The sequence below is a fragment of the Hyphomonas sp. genome (assembly GCF_965284475.1).
Lineage (GTDB): Bacteria > Pseudomonadota > Alphaproteobacteria > Caulobacterales > Hyphomonadaceae > Hyphomonas.
The window spans coordinates 1,013,880-1,031,052 of the sequence record NZ_OZ260087.1 but is presented as its reverse complement, the minus strand read 5'-3'; the positions used below and the strand labels follow the sequence as shown (position 1 = coordinate 1,031,052).

16 protein-coding genes are annotated in these 17,173 nt (G+C 63.2%); 10 read left to right on the top strand and 6 right to left on the bottom strand.

The annotated features are described in order from the left end of the window. Positions 1–56: 56 nt before the first annotated feature. A complete protein-coding gene (locus tag ACQ66M_RS04835; protein WP_430402258.1) occupies positions 57–1,679 on the bottom strand; it encodes a cisplatin damage response ATP-dependent DNA ligase in 1,623 nt (540 codons plus the stop codon). 29 nt (positions 1,680–1,708) lie between these two features. On the opposite strand from ACQ66M_RS04835, the gene ACQ66M_RS04830 reads away from it, so the two are divergent. Together ACQ66M_RS04830 and ACQ66M_RS04825 are read left to right on the top strand one after the other, a co-directional pair. Continuing rightward, positions 1,709–2,161: a PaaI family thioesterase gene (locus ACQ66M_RS04830; RefSeq protein WP_430402256.1), complete on the top strand. Its 453-nt coding sequence runs from the start codon at positions 1,709–1,711 to the stop codon at positions 2,159–2,161. Next, on the top strand, positions 2,158–2,772 hold the full coding sequence (locus ACQ66M_RS04825; protein ID WP_350174497.1) for a glutathione S-transferase family protein: 615 nt from the start codon (positions 2,158–2,160) through the stop codon (positions 2,770–2,772). Before ACQ66M_RS04830 ends, ACQ66M_RS04825 begins: the two co-directional genes overlap by 4 nt. 45 nt (positions 2,773–2,817) lie before the next feature. Here the strand turns inward: ACQ66M_RS04825 and ACQ66M_RS04820 are convergent, their stop codons facing one another. Both ACQ66M_RS04820 and ACQ66M_RS04815 read right to left on the bottom strand, forming a co-directional pair. After that, positions 2,818–4,065, bottom strand: coding sequence for a S1 family peptidase (locus tag ACQ66M_RS04820; protein ID WP_350174495.1), 1,248 nt, complete (start codon positions 4,063–4,065; stop codon positions 2,818–2,820). Between the two features lie 56 nt (positions 4,066–4,121). Next, a complete protein-coding gene (locus ACQ66M_RS04815; protein WP_430402254.1) occupies positions 4,122–5,150 on the bottom strand; it encodes a ligase-associated DNA damage response exonuclease in 1,029 nt (342 codons plus the stop codon). A gap of 116 nt (positions 5,151–5,266) precedes the next feature. Here ACQ66M_RS04815 and ACQ66M_RS04810 point away from each other — a divergent pair, with 116 nt between their 5' ends. Together ACQ66M_RS04810 and ACQ66M_RS04805 are read left to right on the top strand one after the other, a co-directional pair. After that, positions 5,267–6,502: an Hsp70 family protein gene (locus tag ACQ66M_RS04810; RefSeq protein ID WP_430402252.1), complete on the top strand. Its 1,236-nt coding sequence runs from the start codon at positions 5,267–5,269 to the stop codon at positions 6,500–6,502. A 119-nt stretch (positions 6,503–6,621) separates the two neighbouring features. Then, entirely contained in the window at positions 6,622–8,151 is a 1,530-nt protein-coding gene (locus ACQ66M_RS04805; protein WP_430402250.1) for a serine hydrolase domain-containing protein, read from the top strand. 12 nt (positions 8,152–8,163) lie between these two features. Here the strand turns inward: ACQ66M_RS04805 and ACQ66M_RS04800 are convergent, their stop codons facing one another. Next, on the bottom strand, positions 8,164–8,847 hold the full coding sequence (locus tag ACQ66M_RS04800) for a hypothetical protein (RefSeq protein ID WP_430402248.1): 684 nt from the start codon (positions 8,845–8,847) through the stop codon (positions 8,164–8,166). A 125-nt stretch (positions 8,848–8,972) separates the two neighbouring features. Between ACQ66M_RS04800 and ACQ66M_RS04795 the strand changes: the two genes are divergently transcribed. Further along, a complete protein-coding gene (locus ACQ66M_RS04795) occupies positions 8,973–11,447 on the top strand; it encodes a ligase-associated DNA damage response DEXH box helicase (protein WP_430402246.1) in 2,475 nt (824 codons plus the stop codon). 17 nt (positions 11,448–11,464) lie between these two features. Here the strand turns inward: ACQ66M_RS04795 and ACQ66M_RS04790 are convergent, their stop codons facing one another. After that, entirely contained in the window at positions 11,465–12,595 is a 1,131-nt protein-coding gene (locus ACQ66M_RS04790; protein ID WP_430402244.1) for an acyltransferase family protein, read from the bottom strand. Further along, the gene (locus tag ACQ66M_RS04785; protein WP_430402242.1) at positions 12,592–13,617 is read right to left on the bottom strand and encodes a sterol desaturase family protein; all 1,026 of its coding nucleotides are present in this window, start codon (positions 13,615–13,617) and stop codon (positions 12,592–12,594) included. Before ACQ66M_RS04785 ends, ACQ66M_RS04790 begins: the two co-directional genes overlap by 4 nt. Before the next feature lie 168 nt (positions 13,618–13,785). Here ACQ66M_RS04785 and pdeM point away from each other — a divergent pair, with 168 nt between their 5' ends. The 5 genes from pdeM to ACQ66M_RS04760 all read left to right on the top strand — a co-directional run bounded on the left by pdeM (position 13,786) and on the right by ACQ66M_RS04760 (position 17,170). Beyond that, positions 13,786–14,505, top strand: coding sequence for a ligase-associated DNA damage response endonuclease PdeM (gene pdeM / locus ACQ66M_RS04780; protein WP_430402240.1), 720 nt, complete (start codon positions 13,786–13,788; stop codon positions 14,503–14,505). Further along, positions 14,505–14,762 carry a S24 family peptidase gene (locus ACQ66M_RS04775; RefSeq protein ID WP_430402238.1) on the top strand — a complete coding sequence of 86 codons (258 nt, stop codon included), beginning with the start codon at positions 14,505–14,507 and terminating at the stop codon, positions 14,760–14,762. Before pdeM ends, ACQ66M_RS04775 begins: the two co-directional genes overlap by 1 nt. Before the next feature lie 21 nt (positions 14,763–14,783). Beyond that, positions 14,784–15,221: an NUDIX hydrolase gene (locus ACQ66M_RS04770; protein WP_430402236.1), complete on the top strand. Its 438-nt coding sequence runs from the start codon at positions 14,784–14,786 to the stop codon at positions 15,219–15,221. A 3-nt stretch (positions 15,222–15,224) separates the two neighbouring features. Then, entirely contained in the window at positions 15,225–15,575 is a 351-nt protein-coding gene (locus ACQ66M_RS04765) for a DUF3147 family protein (protein ID WP_430402234.1), read from the top strand. Positions 15,576–15,667: 92 nt separating this feature from the next. Then, on the top strand, positions 15,668–17,170 hold the full coding sequence (locus ACQ66M_RS04760) for a pyridoxal phosphate-dependent decarboxylase family protein (protein WP_350174477.1): 1,503 nt from the start codon (positions 15,668–15,670) through the stop codon (positions 17,168–17,170). Positions 17,171–17,173 lie beyond the last annotated feature (3 nt).

Genomic DNA, 17,173 nt, shown 5'->3' with positions numbered 1-17,173 from the left:
ATACCGGAAAGGGTCGGGCTTGCAGAGAGCCCGGCCCTTTTTTTGTCCGCGCGCGCCTAGTCAGGCAGCAGGGCTTCGAGGGTTTCGATTCTGTCGGCTTCGGCTGTTGGCTTGTCCCAGCGGATGCGGTTGATACGTGGGAAACGCATGGCGAGGCCGGACTTGTGCCGGGGCGAGCGCTGCAGACCCTCGAAGGCCACTTCCAGAACAATGCCGGCCTCCTTGTTAGCGGAGACAGACCGCACCGGCCCGAACCGGTCAATTGTATTAGCGCGCACGAAGGCATCGAGCTGTTTCAACTCGTCATCTGTAAAGCCGAAATAGGCCTTGCCGACAGGGGCGAGCCTGTCTTCGCCGTCCTCGTCGCGCCAGACACCAAACGTGAAATCGGAATAGAAGCTGGACCGCTTGCCGTGGCCGCGCTGAGCGTACATCAGCACAGCGTCGATGAGGAACGGGTCGCGCTTCCACTTGTACCACAAACCTTTCGGGCGCCCGGCCAGGTAGGGACTATCCCAGCGCTTCAGCATCACGCCCTCGATTTCCGGCGCAGGCGGATCAAGGCGGGCTTCATCCAATGCGGCGAAGGTTGTGATGGGGACGAGCGGGGAGAGATCGAACCGGTCGGATCCGATATCGGCCACAAAGCCCTCAAGCCGTTTGCGCCGGTCGCGGAAGGCCTGTCCGCGCAGGTCGCGCGTCCCGTCAACCAGGAGGTCATAGGCGCGGATGAAGGCCGGATGGGTCTCCATCTGGCGCTTCGAGACGGTCTTGCGGTTCAGCCGCTGTTGCAGGGCGTTGAAAGGGGCAACGCTGCCGCCGGGATTGCGCACCAGCAGTTCGCCATCGAGCGTGCCGTTAAAATCCATGGCGGTGACGACATCCGGGAAGGCATGGGAAATGTCGTCGCCGGTGCGGGTATAGATTCGCCGCGCGCTGCGCTCGGCGGAAGCCTGGACCCGGATGCCGTCATATTTCCATTCCGCGGCGAAATTGTCTGGCGTGATCAGGTTCGGGTCCACGGCGTCCGGACTGTCCCGGTAGGCCTTGGGCACGAGGGGGTGGGCGAGCATGACCGGGCGGAAGGGGGCGGCCATGTCGGGCGCAGGCTTTTCGGCGCGGTCTTCGAGCCAGGCGAACAGCGTGTCATAAGGCGGTGCAAGACCGTGCCAGATTTCCTCGATCTCCGTGACGGGCTTGTCGCCGAATTGGGAGAGCGCGAGCTTGGCAAGGCGGGCCGAGACGCCGATGCGCAAGCCCCCGGTCAGCAATTTCAGGAAGGCCCATCGCCCGGTCGCATCGAGGCTGTCGAGCCAGCCGGCGACAAGCATCATCGCTTCGGCGCGCGCTGCATCGCTGAGCGTTTCGACAATCTCCGACAAAGGCGGCGTGCGATTGGCCCCGCGCGATTCCGGCCAGACGAGGCTGACCGTCTCGGCGAGGTCGCCGACATAGTCATAGGACATGGCGAACAGTTCCGGGTCCATTCGGCCATCCATGAGCGCGCGGATCATGGCGGGCTTGACGCCCGGAATGTCGAGATCGCCTGTGATGGCTGCGAGGGCATAGCCACGATCCGGATCCGGCGCCACGCCGAAATAGTCGACCATCAGGCGCAGCTTGCCATTACGCGAAGGCGTGAGCACAAGTCGGTCTAGCAGGTCGGCAAAGGCTTGCATGGGACCATACATAGGGCCAAACACATGGCATGACAGCGCCCGTTCCACCCGAAGACTACGCGCCGCACTATCGCAAGTCGGGTTTTACCGATCCGTGGGAACCCCTCTATTCACGTGTGACGGACCGCCAGGTGAGCACCGGCCTCTATCAGGGCGCCCCGCACTGCAATTCGCGGGGCCTGGTCCGTGGCGGCGTGATCGCGTCCATTGCCGACTATGCGATGGGGCTGAGTTGCGGCCAGTCCCTGACGGCGGATGGACGTGAGGCAGGCGGGCTGGTGACGGTCTCGCTGGCGACGGCGTCTGTCGGCTCGGCCGCCGTCGGGGCATGGCTTGCCACGGACACCTGTTTCACCAAGGCTGGCGGATCACTGGCCTTTGCAGGCTGCCTCCTGCAGGCCGACGGGGATATCGTGGCGCGCGCCAGTGCCTCATTCAAGATCATCAAACTGGACAAGACCCAAAGGGACACACTGACATGACGCTCAAACTCCACCACCTGAATGCCTCACGTTCGCAGCGGATCGTCTGGTTACTTGCCGAACTCGGCGTTCCGCACGAGATTGTCCACTACAAGCGCAATGAGGTGACAAACCTTGCGCCGCCGGAATTGCTGAAGATCCACCCGATGGGCAAGTCGCCGCTGCTGGAAGATGGCGATGTGGTCATCGCCGAAACGGGCGCTATCGCCGAATACCTGATGGGCAAGTATGATACCGCCTTCCAGTTGCACCCGCGCCCCGGCTCGCCGGAATTCCCGCGATACCTGGAATGGGTCCATGCGGCTGAAGGTGCCGTGTTCCTGCCTGGCCTGCTGCAGGTCTATTTCAGCCGCGTCGACATGACGGGCAACCCGGTGCAGGCCATGATGGCGGCGGAGCGCGAAAAGGCGGCAGCCACAATTGAGGCGCACCTGTCAAAGCATCCCTATTTTGCAGGTGAACGCTTCACGGCGGCAGACTGCCTCATGGGCTTCCAGATATTAATGGCAAACGCACAGGGCGGACTGGAAAACCGGCCTGCGACCAAGGCCTGGTTTGAAAAAATGCAGGCCCGCCCCGCCTGGCAGAAAATGATGGAAGTCGGGATTTAAGGCGAGGACATATGCCCCCGGGAAGGCACGCGCTGCGAGTGAGGCTTACCTGCAGGCGTCCGGGCTGGCGTCGCAGAGGGCCATGACCGACTCCATCCAGTCGGTATAGCCCTGCAGGTTGGTGTAGCGGCCATTATACTCGCCGGCGCAGAATTCGCCGGTGACGCGGTTCTGCTCGACCACGGACAGGACGCCGACAACGGTCCGGCTGCCGTCAGCCTCGGTGACATAGAGCGGGCCGCCGCTGTCACCGACGCAGGGCCCGGCGCCGCCCGCGCTGGCGACATTGATCAGCGACGGGCCATCTGCCGTGTTCTGCAGTCTTGTCGTCAGCAGGTCGTTGGACAGCCGGCCGCCAAAATGCGTCAGGCCCCAGCCGGCCATGTCGGCCGTGGGATAATTGGCGGGTGCAAGGGGTTTTTCAGTTGCGCCATAGCGGGCAACCGGTACATCGCTGAGGGGCGCAACCTGGTCATCGTCAAGGCGGATCAGGGCGAGGTCATTGGCATAGCCATTGATCGTTCCGAGATAGCCGCCATGACAGACCGCGAGCGTGCCGCGTGTGACTTTGGCCAGCGGGCTGCGCAGATTAGCGGCGTCACCGATGAGGCGGAGTTCCTGGTAATCATCATCGACACAATGGGCCGCAGTGACGAACCAGTTGCGAGCGATACGCGTGGCGCCGCAATGGCCGCTGGCAGTTGTGCCGTCGGCCTGCGCGCTGCGGGGTTCCAGTTTCACGATGCCGGGAAAGCTGGCGAGGCTGGCGGCCAGGCCGTTCACGGCCTCCGTACCGGCGAGGACCTGATCCTGTGGCGCGGCGCCGGAAACCGATGCGACCGTGGGTGTTGGGGCGCTGCCCGAGGGAAGGGCGCAGGTGGAGGCGTTGAGCGCGGCCAGTGTGGGAAGGGGAGCTTGCAGGGTGAGGGCGAGACTGCCTGCGGATTCGGGTTGCAGGAGAGCCTCATCCGGCAATTCTGTTGTGGCACTGTCCGCTGGTGCGACTTCGGCAGGCGCAGTTGCATCGGCTGCGGGCAGCGCTTCGGCCGTTGCGGCCTCGGGCAGGTCGGATGCCGGAACGATAGCGGTCGTTTCCGGTACGACCTCGACTGAGCTGGCGCTGTCTTCGTCAAATGCGTCGGCAGGCAGCTGGTCGAGGGCAGCAGAGGCTTCGTCGTCGATCCGTGTCTGCGTCTCGGCGTCGGAGGGATTGACGCCGGGCACGCGGATAGCGTCGCAGGCCGACAGCATGAGCAGCGCGGCGCTGACCGCAAGAAGGGCTTGGCGTTTCATGTCGTCCCCTTTGAATACACCTGATTGCCTACTAAAGGCCTCAAGCCGGGGCCGGGTCAACCAGCCTCGTCAGCATAGGCGACCATGCGCAGGGGCCGTGCGCGGCGGCCTTCGAGCTCGGCCCAGCGCACGAGGGCATCCTCGCGGCCATAGGTGACCCACAGCTCCTGCGGGTTCACTTCGCGCACGGTGGCGGTCAGCTCGTCCCAGTCGGCATGGTCGGAAATCACCAATGGCAGCTCCACGCCGCGCTGTCTGGCGCGCTGCTTGATGCTCATCCAGCCGGACGCGAAGCTGATGATCGTATCGGGGAAGTTCTGGGCCCATTTGCCATCGAAACTGCCGGGCGGCGCCACGATGACCTGGCCGCGAAAGGTTTCGCGCTGGCCCTTGGGCAGGTCGCCGGACGGAACGGTGACCAGCGTGCCAAGGTCGATCCCGACTGACTGATAGTGGGCACAGATCTTTTCGAGGCTGGAATGGATGAAGATCGGGTCGTCATGGCCAGACATGCGCAGATGCCGGATGACGCGCTGGGCCTTGCCGAGCGAATAGGCGCCGACGCAGTGGCTGCGCTCGGGAAACTGCTGCAGACTTTGCAGGAGTCGGTTGATTTCATGGCCCGTGTCGGGGTGACGGAAGACGGGCAGGGCGAAAGTGGCCTCGGAAATGAAGACGTGCGTGCCGTCGACAGGCTCGAAGCCGGCGCAGGTCGGGTCGAAGCGGCGTTTGTAGTCGCCGCTGAAAGTCATGCGCAGGCCCCTGTACTCGACCACGATCTGGGCCGAGCCGAGGATGTGACCGGCCGGGGCTAGCCAGACTGTGACGCCATTGATGCTGACGACCTCGCCATATTCCAGCGCCTGCGTGGATTTCGCGAAACCGGCGCCATAGCGGCAGGCCATGATGGCGAGCGTGTCCGGATGGGCGAGTACTTTGCCATGCCCGCCGCGCGCATGGTCGGAATGACCATGGCTGATCACGGCCCGCTCCACGGCGCCGCGCACCGGATCGAGATAGAAATCCCCCGGCGGGCAATAGAGCCCCTTGGGCGTGGGTTGCAGGAGGAGGTCGGGACGGAGCATGGGTGTAGTGTAGGGGCTTGTGATGTGGGGGGAAGGGGGGAGGACGTGCGGCTTTCGCTCTGCGGCCAAGTAGGGTAGGCGACGGGACCGCATTCCCCGCATCAAGGGCTTCTCCCATGCAAGTTGGCATCGATTTCGGCACGTCGAACACATCCGTCGCGGTTTGTGGGCCGGGGGGCACATCCTTGCTGGAGCTGGAGCCTGGCTCGACGTCGATACCGACGGCTGTGTTCTATGGACTGGATTCCGGCGAATATGCTGTCGGTTCAATGGCTCTCAGCGAGTATGAGTCCGGTGAAGAGGGACGGCTGATGCGGTCGATCAAGTCGGTGCTGGGCTCTGCCCTCATCGAGGAGGCGACAGAAGTGGGCAGCCGGCGCCTGCCGTTCCGTGATGTGATCGCACATTTCCTGCGCCGGGTCATCGCGGATGCTGAACGGCTGATGGGCCAACGCGTCCAGTCAGTCATCCAGGGGCGTCCGGTTTCGTTCAATGACAAGCATGCCGACCTCGACCAGCGCGGCCAGACGATCCTGGAATCCTGCCTGCATGAGGCGGGCGTGGCCGACGTGGAATTCTTGTTCGAGCCTGTGGCGGCAGCGCGGTCTGTTGTTTTTCCGTGCGGCCGGGAAAAGCTGATCTTCGTGATCGATATTGGTGGGGGCACGTCTGACTTCTCGGTGGTGCGCATATCGGATGACAATTCAGAATTCGACGTGCTGGGCAGTGCGGGCCTGTATATTGGCGGCAATGATTTCGATCACAAACTGAGCTTCTTCGAGCTGTCACGCCTGTTTGGCAATTGGGAGACGCTGGAGCTGAACGGCCTGCCAGCACCGTCCGGGCCTTATTCGACGCTGTCGGACTGGAAGAGCCTGAACAAGCTCTACACGCGCGAGACCCAGAAGCAGATTAGCTGGATGATACTCAATAGCCCGAACAGCAAGGCCATCAGGGCATTCGACCATCTGGTGCGCAATCATGAGGCTCACGCCTATGCCAAGCGGACCGAGCAGATCAAGATCGGCCTGAGTGACACTGACCAGCAGGTGTTCACCTATGATACGCCGGATGCATATCTGGAGCTGTTGGTTGCCCGCAAGACGTTCGAGGCGCTGATCGATGACGCCGTGTCAAGGATGGATGCAGTGGCCATGGAATGTCTTGTTCGGGCCGGAGTGTCACCGGACCAGGTCACCGATATCGTCATGGTGGGCGGGTCGACCTTCATTCCGCTGGTGCAGGCGCGACTGGCCGGACGGTTCGGGAATGCGACCCTGTCGGCCAATGATCGCTTTGGGGCGGTGGCCAAGGGTCTTGCACGGCATGGGGCGGCGACGGGGAAGGTTTAGGCGGTGTTTGAGGCGCATGTCGCAGCAGCGGACTGCTAATGAAACCCTAACTGCCGCGCCATACTTGCGACATGAAGCCATGTGCATACACTCGGACCCGTAACAGGAGAGATTTGCCCATGCGTCCCGTCACAGCCGTGATCGTATCCCTTGCTGCGCTTGCAGTATCCGCCCTTCCGGCCATCGCCCAGGAGGGTGGCACGACAGACGTGATGGACGACGCGCTCGCAGCCGGCTGGAAAGCCGCTTTCACATGCTCGGGCCTGTTCAATGCCCGGCAGACACAGGCCGAGATTGACCAGAACGAGCTCAGCGGCATCTATCCCGATTACCAGCGGTCATTCGACAGGCTGGCGCCGGCACAGGTAGACACGGCGATGAAAACCGCATCGGTCACTTATTCTGCGACCATGCCGCCGCGCATCGCGGCCTGGCGCCCCGGCTTTGGCTGTACGCAGCTGCCCATAGGCGCGGATGCCAGCCTGATTTCCTTCCTGCCGCATTTTGCCAGCTGGCCTGCCGCCTCCGCTCAGGACCGGGGCAGCGCGATTGGCTCGAACGTGAAGATACAGCTGCGCACCGAAGAGGCCGAGCGGCTTGAGGCGCCGGTCTCGTTTGCCTTTGACGAGCGGACCTATGGCAATGGCACGCGTACGAGCGCTGTTGTGGTCGTGCGCGACGGGCAGGTGGTGGCCGAGCGCTATGCCCGCGGCATCGATCATGAAACGCCGCAGCGGACCTGGTCAGCCGGCAAGTCTATTGCTGCAACCATACTGGGCGCGGCGCGGCGCAATGGCCTGATCGATATCGATTACCCGGCGGTGATTGCCAGCTGGAACAATGGCGCCGATCCGCGCCGGACCATCACCATCCGCAACCTGTTGCAGATGGCGAGCGGCCTGGATAGCGGCGAGAGCGGTTCACGCACCGACCGGATCTATTTCGGTGGCGGGCGAGTGGTTGATCAGGCGGCCAGCAAGGTGCTGGAAGCGGCGCCCGGTACCCGGTTCAAGTATTCCAATAATGATACGCTGATCGCGATGCGCAGCCTGCGCGAAGCCATGAATGACGACAATGCGTTCCATCGCTTCCCGTATGAAAAGCTGCTGCACAAGATTGGCGCGACCCATACAACGCTGGAAATCGACTGGAATGGCGATTTCATCGCCTCGAGCCAGGTCTGGGCGACGGCGCGTGACCTTGCCCGTGTTGGCCAGCTCTACCTGCAGGACGGCATGTGGGGCAATGAGCGCCTTTTGCCTGAAGGCTGGGCGGAATTCGTTCGCACGCCTGCCCCCGCGCAGCCGTCCGACGGCCCGGGCTATGGCGCCCAGTTCTGGCTGATGACGGATGCGGCCGGTGTTCCGACTGGCACGTATTACATGGCGGGCAATCGCGGCCAGTATGTCGTGATCGTGCCGAGCATGAATGCCGTGATCGTCCGGCGCGGATATGATGTGAATGGCGGGGCGCGGTTCGAGATCAATGATTTTACCCGCGATGTTCTGCTGGCGCTGCAGGCGGCGGACGATGAGCGCGATGCCCTGCGCGCCGCCGCCGAGCTGGAGGCGCAGATGGAGAACATGTCGCCTAGGGAACGCGCGAGGTTCCTTGCCGAGCAGCAGGCCATCCAGGCCCAGCCGAACTAGGGCCGACGGGACCTATTTTGTGCCCGTGCCGGAGTCCGGCAGGGGCTGGAGGTTCGAGATCGTCTGGTGTTCAGACTCGCTGAATTCGTTCATCATGGCGGAGCCGTTGATCGCGACATCGACGCGGGCAATGTGCGTGCGCCCGTCGGGTGCGCGGGCGCAGTCGAAGTTCAGCTTGAATGACTTGATCTTTGCGACGGGCAATGGACGGAACGGCTTGTCTGACACCATCTCGACCGAGAGGATGGCGGGATCGTCCTTGGCGACGACGACCTTTCCGGTCAGGTATTTGTACACGTCGTCGAGATCGTCGGGCTTGGCGCCTTTCCGGGGCTTGAACGTGTAGGTCGCTGTGGTTGGCGATTCGCTGACGAGCGCCGCGTCGGCGGGGATGTTCTCGCCGAAACTCCGGCACCAGATGTCGCCGTCCGTGTCAGCGTCCATCTTCTTCACCAGTTTGCGGAAATCGTCGGTCCAGTCCTTCTCTGCGGGCGAGATGACATTCAGGCGCTCGCCTTCCGGCCGGGACGGGTCGACGCGGATCATGGCCTCCGTATCGCTGTTGCGGACCACAACGTCGAACATGTAGAGCGGACCATCTGCCGGTGCGGCAAGGGCGTCCTCAAGCGGGGTGCCCGCGTGGGCCTGGAGCTGCAGAAGCGCCAGCAGAGCGAGCGGGAGGTAAGCATGGCGCATGATCTGTCCTTCGGTTCGGCGTGAGATTATCTGAGAACAGGGTTCACCTGAACGCGGGCTGAAAATAAAGAGGCAATGGACCCGTCTTGCGTTAGTTTAATTCTGACATGCCCGACAGCGCTGCCATGACATTCACCCTGCCTGAGCCCTTTGCGGGCTGGTTCGCAGCGCGTGGCTGGCAGGCGCGACCGCATCAGCTGGCGCTTGCAGAGGCGTCCCTGGCAGGCGAGAGCGCCCTGCTGATCGCACCGACAGGCGGGGGCAAGACGCTGGCGGGGTTTCTGGGGAGCTTGATCGAGTTGAGGGACAAGGCGCTCCGGTCGAACACTGGAATCCCCGCCCTGCACACGCTCTACATTTCGCCGCTGAAGGCGCTGGCAGTGGATGTGCAGCGCAATCTGATGGCGCCGGTGGGCGACATGGACCTCGCGATCCGTATCGAGGCGCGAACGGGCGACACGCCGGCCCATGTGCGCCAGCGCCAGAGGCGCAACCCGCCGGACATCCTGCTGACGACGCCGGAGCAGCTCGCGCTGTTCATCGCGTCGGATCATGCAAGGGAATTCTTCGCTGACCTCAAATGCGTGATCATTGATGAAGTGCACGCGATGGCCGCGTCCAAGCGGGGCGACCTGCTGTCGCTTGGGCTTTCAACACTGGCCAGTTGGGCGCCCGCCTGCCGGTTCATCGGCCTGTCGGCGACGGTGAAGGAACCGGACGAACTGGCGCGGTGGCTGGCGCCGGATGTGCGCATCATTCGGGCAGCGGGGGGCGTGTCGGCCGAGGTGGACATCCTTGTCTCGCGTGAACGCATTCCCTGGTCGGGTCATTCGGGGCGGTTTGCCGTGCCGGAAGTGTATGAGGCGATCAGGAAGGCGGAAATGGCGCTGGTCTTCGTGAATACACGGGCGCAGGCCGAAGTGATGTTCCAGGAGCTGTGGCGGGCCAACGAGGACAATCTGCCGATCGCGCTGCACCATGGCTCGCTGGCACGGGAACAGCGCGTGCGGGTGGAAGCGGCGATGGCGGCGGGACAGTTGAAGGCGGTTGTCTGTACCTCGACACTCGATCTCGGCATTGACTGGGGCGAGGTGGACCTTGTGATCCAGATGGGTGCACCAAAGGGCGCTGCACGGCTGGTGCAGCGGATCGGGCGGGCGAACCACCGCATGGACGAGGCGAGCCGGGCCGTTCTGGTGCCGACCAACCGGTTCGAGGTGCTGGAGTGCCGGGCGGCGGAAGCGGCAGTCGAGGCGGGCGAGATAGATGGCGAGGGGCTGAGGCAGGGGTCGCTGGATGTGCTGGCGCAATATGTCATGGGCCGGGCCTGCGGCGACGGGTTCGAACTTGCGGGGCTGTATGATGATATCGTGCGGGCTGCACCCTACGCGGAGATTGACTGGGAGACATTCGAGCGGATTGTCGATTTCGTGGCAAGCGGTGGCTATGCGCTGAAGACCTATGACCGGTTTCACCGCATCGTGCGCCGGCCGGACGGGCGCTGGGTGGCGCGCACGGCGCAGGACGCCCAGCAGCACCGGATGAATGTCGGGGCGATTGTCGAAGCGGTGCAGCTGTCGGTCCGGCTTGCGAATTTCGTGGGGAAGGTGGCTGGCGCGCCGGGTGAGAAACGCACGGTGCGGGCAGGGCGCAAACTGGGTGAGATCGAGGAGTATTTCATCTCCACGCTGGTACCGGGTGATACATTCCTGTTCGGTGGTGAGGTGTTGCGGCTGATCGGCGTCGAGGGACTGGACGTACTGGCCGTGCGGGCTGTGGGGGAGAAGCCGGCCGTTCCGAGTTACAATGGCGGCAAGTTTCCGCTGACCACGTTTCTCGCCGAGCGGGTGCGCCAGATGATCCATGACCCGGCGCAATGGGCGGGCCTGCCGGCGCCGGTGCGCGAATGGTTCGAGGTGCAGGTGCGCCGGTCGAGCATTCCGCCGCCGGATCATCTTCTGGTGGAGACCTTCCCGCGCGGCGATCGGCATTACATGGTCTGCTATCCGTTCGAGGGGCGTCTCGCCCACCAGACTTTGGGCATGCTGCTGACACGGCGGCTGGAGCGGATCGGCGCAAAGCCGCTTGGCTTCGTGGCGAGCGAATATGCGATGTCCGTCTGGGCAATGGAGGACATGAGCGGGCTGGACATGGGAGACCTGTTCCATCCGGACATGATGGGCGACGACCTGGAGGAATGGCTCGACGAGAGCGCACTGATGAAGCGGACTTTTTCCCATTGCGCGCAGATCTCCGGCCTGATCGCGCGCAACCTTCCGGGCAAGGAGAAGAACTCCCGGCAGGTGAGCTTTTCCAGCGACCTGATCTATGACGTGCTGCGCAGCCATGAACCGGACCATATCCTGCTGCAGGCGGCCCGTCAGGACGCGGCGACAGGCCTGCTCGACGTGCGGCGCCTGGCGGACATGCTTGTGCGCATCAGGGGCAGAATCGACCATAATGTGCTGGACCATATCAGCCCGTTCGCCGTGCCGGTGATGCTGGAAATGGGACGCGAGCCGGTGTTCGGCGCGTCAGTTCAGGATGCGGTGCTGGGCGAGGCCGAGGACGTGCTGGTGCGCGACGCGATGCGGGACTAGGCCCGCCATATTCAGGTTCAACGCTGGGGGAGCGAGGCTGGTTTGGGGGACAGTTTCTCAAACGTGCCATGGACCAGCCGTTTCCAGGCCCCGAGGCGGCGTTCGGACACTTCGGCAAGGGCGAAGCAGGCGGCCAGTGCGACGGCTGCCATCAATGCGGCGTGGAGCGGGCTGGCACTGTCATAGACGGGCAGGCCGTGCAGGAAGGTCAGGATCGGATAATGGAACAGGTAGAGTGAGAAGGTCGCGCCTGCGCTCCAGCGAATGGCTGTTTCCATGCGGGCGCCCAGCCAGTCAGCATTGCGAGCGAGGCTGTAGACCCCCAGGAAGTGCAGCGCGATCAGAAGGGCAATCAGGAAATTCCAGATGAACTCGTCGGAAAAGCCGAACAGGGCGTTCGGGGTGACCATCTGACCGAGCAATTGGTAGGTCATCTGGGTCAGGTGCGTGGGAACATTCAGGGCCAGCGCTCCGGCATAGAGCGCCCACGGCGCAAGGGCGAGAAGCCAGGCTGTCGCCCCTGACAGACTGGCGGCATGGCCGCGGGTGACCAATTGCTGCAGTGCGACGCCAAGCAACCAGCAGGGCGCCAGCAGCAACACGCGCGGGCCGACGAGCAGCGCCATGAGCGACAGAACCAGGATGCGGGTGCGGCCACGGCAGAACACGGCCACGCCGAAGCCGGCATAGTACCAGGCTTCATAGGCCACTGACCAGAAAGGCCCGTTGGACCCGACACGGGTCGTGTCTGTCCAGACCTGGGTGGTGAATGTCAGGGCGCGCAGGAACTGGCCAGGCTGGTCCACTCCATTGTACCACCAGCCCTCATAGGCGTGGGGCATCAGCCAGTTGCCGAGGCCATCCAGCGCGAAGGTGAACACGAGAGCCGGAATGACGACCGAGTAGAGCCGGGCGAAGCGAGCCTCTGCATAGGCGGCCGGGCCACGGTCTTTCGTGAGGGTCGTATAGGCGATGACAAAGCCGGACAGCACGAAGAAGACCACCACGGCATCGCTGCCGAGATTGAGATCGCGGATCCATTGCATGTTGCCGTTCGTGAAGCGCTCATAGCCGATGTGCGAGGCGAACACGACGAGGGCCGCAAGGAAGCGCAGCACATCAAGATAGAGGGAGAAGCCGCGGGTCATTCTGCCACCGCCTTGTTTGCCGGGCTATGGGCGCGCATGACCCTGGCGGCCTCGACGAACGGCGTGGCATAGGCGGTTACCAGCGATGTGTGGACCTGCGGTTCGGGTCGGCCGGCGGCGTCAGCAACCCCGAATTCCAGCGTCTCGCGCCCGTTCGGAATGTACAGTGTACCGAAGGCCCAATCCCAGATGGCGAAGACGAGACCGTAATTCCGGTCATGATGACGCGGCGCCATGGAATGGTGGATCTGGTGCTGGGCCGGACTGATGAATATGCGATCCAGGACGGGGCCGAAATCCAGCCAGATATGCGAGTGGCGCAGCGCGCCACCAGCGAAGTTGAAGGCGGCGAAGACGAGGCTGATGCCAAAGAGCGTGGCGACGTCATACATGCCGAAGAGACCATAGATGACACCCACGATGGGGGCGAGGCACAGCGCACTGATCATGTCGAGCAGGAGATCGAAAACCGGGTGATTGCGCTTGGCTGTGAGGGGCGTGAGGTGTTCCGCGCTGTGGTGAAGCTTATGAAACGGCCATAGCAGCGCGCTTTCATGATGGAGGCGGTGGGCAAGATAATATGCAAAGTCTGCCGCCAGCGCCGAGAGAAGGGCGGCCAGCAGGAGCATTGGCCAGGACAGCGTCCCGTCACCCGTCTCGTGCAGCCCGGTTCCGACTTCATTGGCAACGAAAGCCACGATGGCAAACTGGACGCCGCGCGAGAGGACCGCACGCAGGGGCTGGAACAGCTTGTTGGCAAAGTAGACTTTTACGTCGAGCAGGGATGACCTCGAGAGGTAGAGCTGTGACGGGACGAGGAATGAGACGAGCCCGCTGAAGCCTTCGGCGCGGAGAGTCTTGCGGTTGAACAGGTAGATCAGCGTTCCGAACAGGAAAAAGGCGGCGAGGCCGGTCCAGTGTGTGCGGTCACTTGTCGAGAAGGGCAGGAGGCCGAACAGCCAGTCGCCTGCGCGCTGTACAATACCCAGCGCATCTCCCGGGGAGACTGCAGATTCGTCCATGTCCCAAGCGTCCCATCACGGTTTGTACTTTTTTCGCCTGAGGCTTTCATAGGCGATCATGCTTAAAACCGTGTAAAGACAGGTGATTATACCCGGTGTCTGAATCCGGGTTCGCAACGGGTGGCAGGGCGCGTTGACGGCTGTGCGAATGCGGGTCACCTATCGGACATGACAGCCCTTGCCGCCCGACCATCCGAAACCCTGCTGCACCTTGGCGGCGAGTTGCTGACGCCGCTGCCCGAAGGCGCGTTGTGGTGGCCGGCGGAGCGGGTGCTGGTCGTGTCGGACCTGCACCTTGAGAAGGGCAGTGCCCACGCGGCGCGGGGGCAGATGTTGCCACCCTATGATACCGGCGCGACGCTGGATCTGGTGGAGCGCCTGTGTGCGGCCCTGAAGCCAGGGACCGTGATTTCCCTCGGTGACAGTTTCCATGACCGGGCCGCCGAATTGCGCTTGCCGGATGTCTATGCCGAACGGATCAGGGCGCTGACCGGGGCGCATGACTGGGTCTGGGTGGAGGGCAACCATGACCCGGACCCGCCGGCGAGCCTTGGCGGGCGTGCCGCAAAAGTGGCGCGCTTCGGCAGTCTTGTGTTCCGGCATGAGCCGACCGGGGAGGTGGGCGAGATTGCCGGCCACCTGCATCCGGCGGCCAAGGTGAAAGGGCGTGGACGCATGGTTCGGCGGCGCTGTTTTGCGAGTGACGGGGCCCGGCTGGTGATGCCGGCCATGGGCGCGTTCACGGGCGGGCTGAATGTGCTGGATGCGGCGTTCGCGCCGCTGTTCCCGGAAGGCCTGATGGCGTTTGCCCTTGGCGCCGAGCGGGTGTTCGCCGTGTCAGCGAAAAGCCTGCTGCCGGACGTGGCCGCCGCGCGCTGGCGGATGTGATGAACCTGCAGCAATCCTGCGCGGACGGGCGTCTGGACGATAGGATCATATACCCATTATGCAGAGGGCAGGACGAAACAGGGGCCGAGGTGAACGCCGGTGACGGTGTCGTCGCCAGGACCGTAGGCGGGGAAATCATGGCCAAGGTGCTGGCGCGGCGCAATGCGCGCACAGTTGAGCTCGCCTCGCTCAATCCCGATTATCGAGTGCGCAGTTTCAGGCCCGGTGAGATTGCGTGGATCGCGCGGATCCTGTGAGCGAGCCAGTAGGGGGCAACGATGTCGCGATTCAAATTGATACCGGAGGTGCATCTTGTTCTGCTGCGGGACGGGAAAGTGCTGATGCTGCGACGGTTCGATACCGGGTATGAGGATGGCAAATACAGCCTGATCGCTGGGCATGTGGACGGTGGTGAGACGTTCCGATCCGCCATGGCGCGCGAGGCGCAGGAAGAAGCCGGGCTGGAGATCGCACCTGATGCGCTGAGGCTTTTGCTTACGATGCATCGAAACTGGGATGAGGAGCGGGTGTCGCTGTTCTTTGGTGTCGATGCGTGGTCGGGTGAGCCGGTGAACACGGAACCGCACAAGTGCGATGACATGCGATGGTTCGCGCTTATGGAGCTGCCGCAGAATACCGTGCCCTATGTCTGCTCGGCTCTCGCCAGCATCAACGATGATGTGGCATATCTGGAATTCGGATGGGCGGGCGATTAGGGCATGACATATCTTATCCTCAAGGCGCTTGTTTCCGGCATCCTGATTGCGCTGGTCTCCGAGATTGCCAAACGCAGTCCGGGGTTCGGGGCACTGGTGGCCTCACTGCCGCTCGTGTCGGTACTCGGCATGATCTGGCTGTGGAGGGACAGGCCGGATGCAGCCAATATGGCCTATCACGCGACCGCCACGTTCTGGTATGTGCTGCCGTCGCTGCCGATGTTCCTGCTGATCCCGGTCCTGTTGCGGCAGGAGTGGGGATTCTGGCCGTCACTGATCGCCGGATGCCTGCTTACGATTGTGCTTTACCTGCTGATGACGTGGATTGGTCCGAAGGTCGGGATCAAGCTTTGATCGCCGGATTCCCAAGGGAGAACGGACGCGTATTGCACATGACGCTTGGTAAGTGCTTTGCATGTCGGACGAAAGCAGGTGAATAGGCTGCCATGACCGACAAGCCCTATGACGAACCGACACCGCAGGAATCGCTCGACCCTGAAGACTGGGATGAATTCCGGGCGCAGGCGCACCGCATGCTGGAAAGCGCCCTCGACCGCATGCAGTCCAGCCGGCAGGGCCGCGTATGGACCGAGCTGCCGGCTGATATCAAGGATGCATTGAAATCGCCGCTGCCCCGGCAGGGATTGGGGACGGATGATGTCATAAGCCGGATGGAGACCCTGCTGCCTTACGGGGCCGGCAATACCAATCCGCGCTTCTTCGGCTGGGTGCACGGCTCTGGCACACCCTCGAACATTCTCGCCGAGATGGCGGCATCTTCGATGAATGCCAATGTCGGCGGGCGCGACCATGGTGCGATCTATGTCGAGAAGCAGGTGATCAGCTGGTGCCGGGAACTGTTCGGGTTTCCCGAAGCAGCCAGCGGCATCGTGGTGTCAGGCACGTCGATGGCCACGATCATCGCGATAAAGGTGGCGCGCGATGCCCGCCTCGATTTTGCCAGCCGCAGGGACGGCGTCTGCGGGCACGGGCTGGTCGGCTACACATCGACCGAGACCCATTCCTGCGTGGCGCGGGCCTTTGACATGGTCGGCCTCGGGACCGATGCCCTGCGGCGCATTCCGGCAAACGACCGGTTCGAGATCGACATGGATGCCCTTAGGGCTGCGATCGCGACGGACCGGGCAGCCGGGCTCACACCGTTTGTGGTGATTGGCACGGCGGGCACGGTGAATGTCGGCGCGATCGATCCGCTGGATGAACTCGCAGACCTGGCGAAAGCGGAAAACCTCTGGTTCCACATTGACGGCGCGTTCGGGGCGCTGGGCGTGCTGTCAGAGCGGGCAAGGGACAGGCTGAGCGGAATAAAGCGCGCGGATTCGCTGGCATTCGATTTCCATAAATGGCTGCACGTCAATTACGATGCGGGCTTTGCCCTGGTGCGGGATGAAACGCTCCACCGCGCGACCTTTACCGACCGGCCTGATTACCTGAAGGCCAAGGAGCGGGGCCTGGCCGGCGGCAACCCGTGGCCGGTGGAATACGGGCCGGAACTGTCGCGCGGTTTCCGGGCCCTGAAAGTCTGGGCGCAGCTGGCGGAGTTTGGCACTGACCGCCTCGGGCGGATGATCACCCGCAACTGTTACCAGGCGTCATACCTGGGCGAGCAGGTTGCCATGACGCCTGGCCTGGAATTGCTGGCGCCGGTGGCGCTGAATATCTGTTGCTTCCGCCACGTGGTCCATGGCCTGCCGGATGCTGTGCTGGATGCGATGAATGACGAGATCGTGATTCAGCTGCAGGAGCAGGGCATAGCGGCGCCGTCGACGACCCAGTTGCACGGACGCACGGCGATCCGGGTGAACATCACCAATCACCGCACCGCGCGCAAGGACCTCGATATCCTGCTGAGCGAGATTGTGCGGATTGCCGCATCGCCGGAAGTGGCCGCCGTACGAGAGGCAGCCTTGAGCGCGCTGAAGGACTGACAG

Bases quoted from the DNA above. Each gene is read 5' to 3' on its own strand.
- ACQ66M_RS04835 (WP_430402258.1), bottom strand. From the start codon at position 1,679: ATGCAAGCCTTTGCCGACCTGCTAGACCGACTTGTGCTCACGCCTTCG.
- ACQ66M_RS04830 (WP_430402256.1), top strand. From the start codon at position 1,709: ATGACAGCGCCCGTTCCACCCGAAGACTACGCGCCGCACTATCGCAAG.
- ACQ66M_RS04825 (WP_350174497.1), top strand. From the start codon at position 2,158: ATGACGCTCAAACTCCACCACCTGAATGCCTCACGTTCGCAGCGGATC.
- ACQ66M_RS04820 (WP_350174495.1), bottom strand. From the start codon at position 4,065: ATGAAACGCCAAGCCCTTCTTGCGGTCAGCGCCGCGCTGCTCATGCTG.
- ACQ66M_RS04815 (WP_430402254.1), bottom strand. From the start codon at position 5,150: ATGCTCCGTCCCGACCTCCTCCTGCAACCCACGCCCAAGGGGCTCTAT.
- ACQ66M_RS04810 (WP_430402252.1), top strand. From the start codon at position 5,267: ATGCAAGTTGGCATCGATTTCGGCACGTCGAACACATCCGTCGCGGTT.
- ACQ66M_RS04805 (WP_430402250.1), top strand. From the start codon at position 6,622: ATGCGTCCCGTCACAGCCGTGATCGTATCCCTTGCTGCGCTTGCAGTA.
- ACQ66M_RS04800 (WP_430402248.1), bottom strand. From the start codon at position 8,847: ATGCGCCATGCTTACCTCCCGCTCGCTCTGCTGGCGCTTCTGCAGCTC.
- ACQ66M_RS04795 (WP_430402246.1), top strand. From the start codon at position 8,973: ATGACATTCACCCTGCCTGAGCCCTTTGCGGGCTGGTTCGCAGCGCGT.
- ACQ66M_RS04790 (WP_430402244.1), bottom strand. From the start codon at position 12,595: ATGACCCGCGGCTTCTCCCTCTATCTTGATGTGCTGCGCTTCCTTGCG.
- ACQ66M_RS04785 (WP_430402242.1), bottom strand. From the start codon at position 13,617: ATGGACGAATCTGCAGTCTCCCCGGGAGATGCGCTGGGTATTGTACAG.
- pdeM (WP_430402240.1), top strand. From the start codon at position 13,786: ATGACAGCCCTTGCCGCCCGACCATCCGAAACCCTGCTGCACCTTGGC.
- ACQ66M_RS04775 (WP_430402238.1), top strand. From the start codon at position 14,505: ATGAACCTGCAGCAATCCTGCGCGGACGGGCGTCTGGACGATAGGATC.
- ACQ66M_RS04770 (WP_430402236.1), top strand. From the start codon at position 14,784: ATGTCGCGATTCAAATTGATACCGGAGGTGCATCTTGTTCTGCTGCGG.
- ACQ66M_RS04765 (WP_430402234.1), top strand. From the start codon at position 15,225: ATGACATATCTTATCCTCAAGGCGCTTGTTTCCGGCATCCTGATTGCG.
- ACQ66M_RS04760 (WP_350174477.1), top strand. From the start codon at position 15,668: ATGACCGACAAGCCCTATGACGAACCGACACCGCAGGAATCGCTCGAC.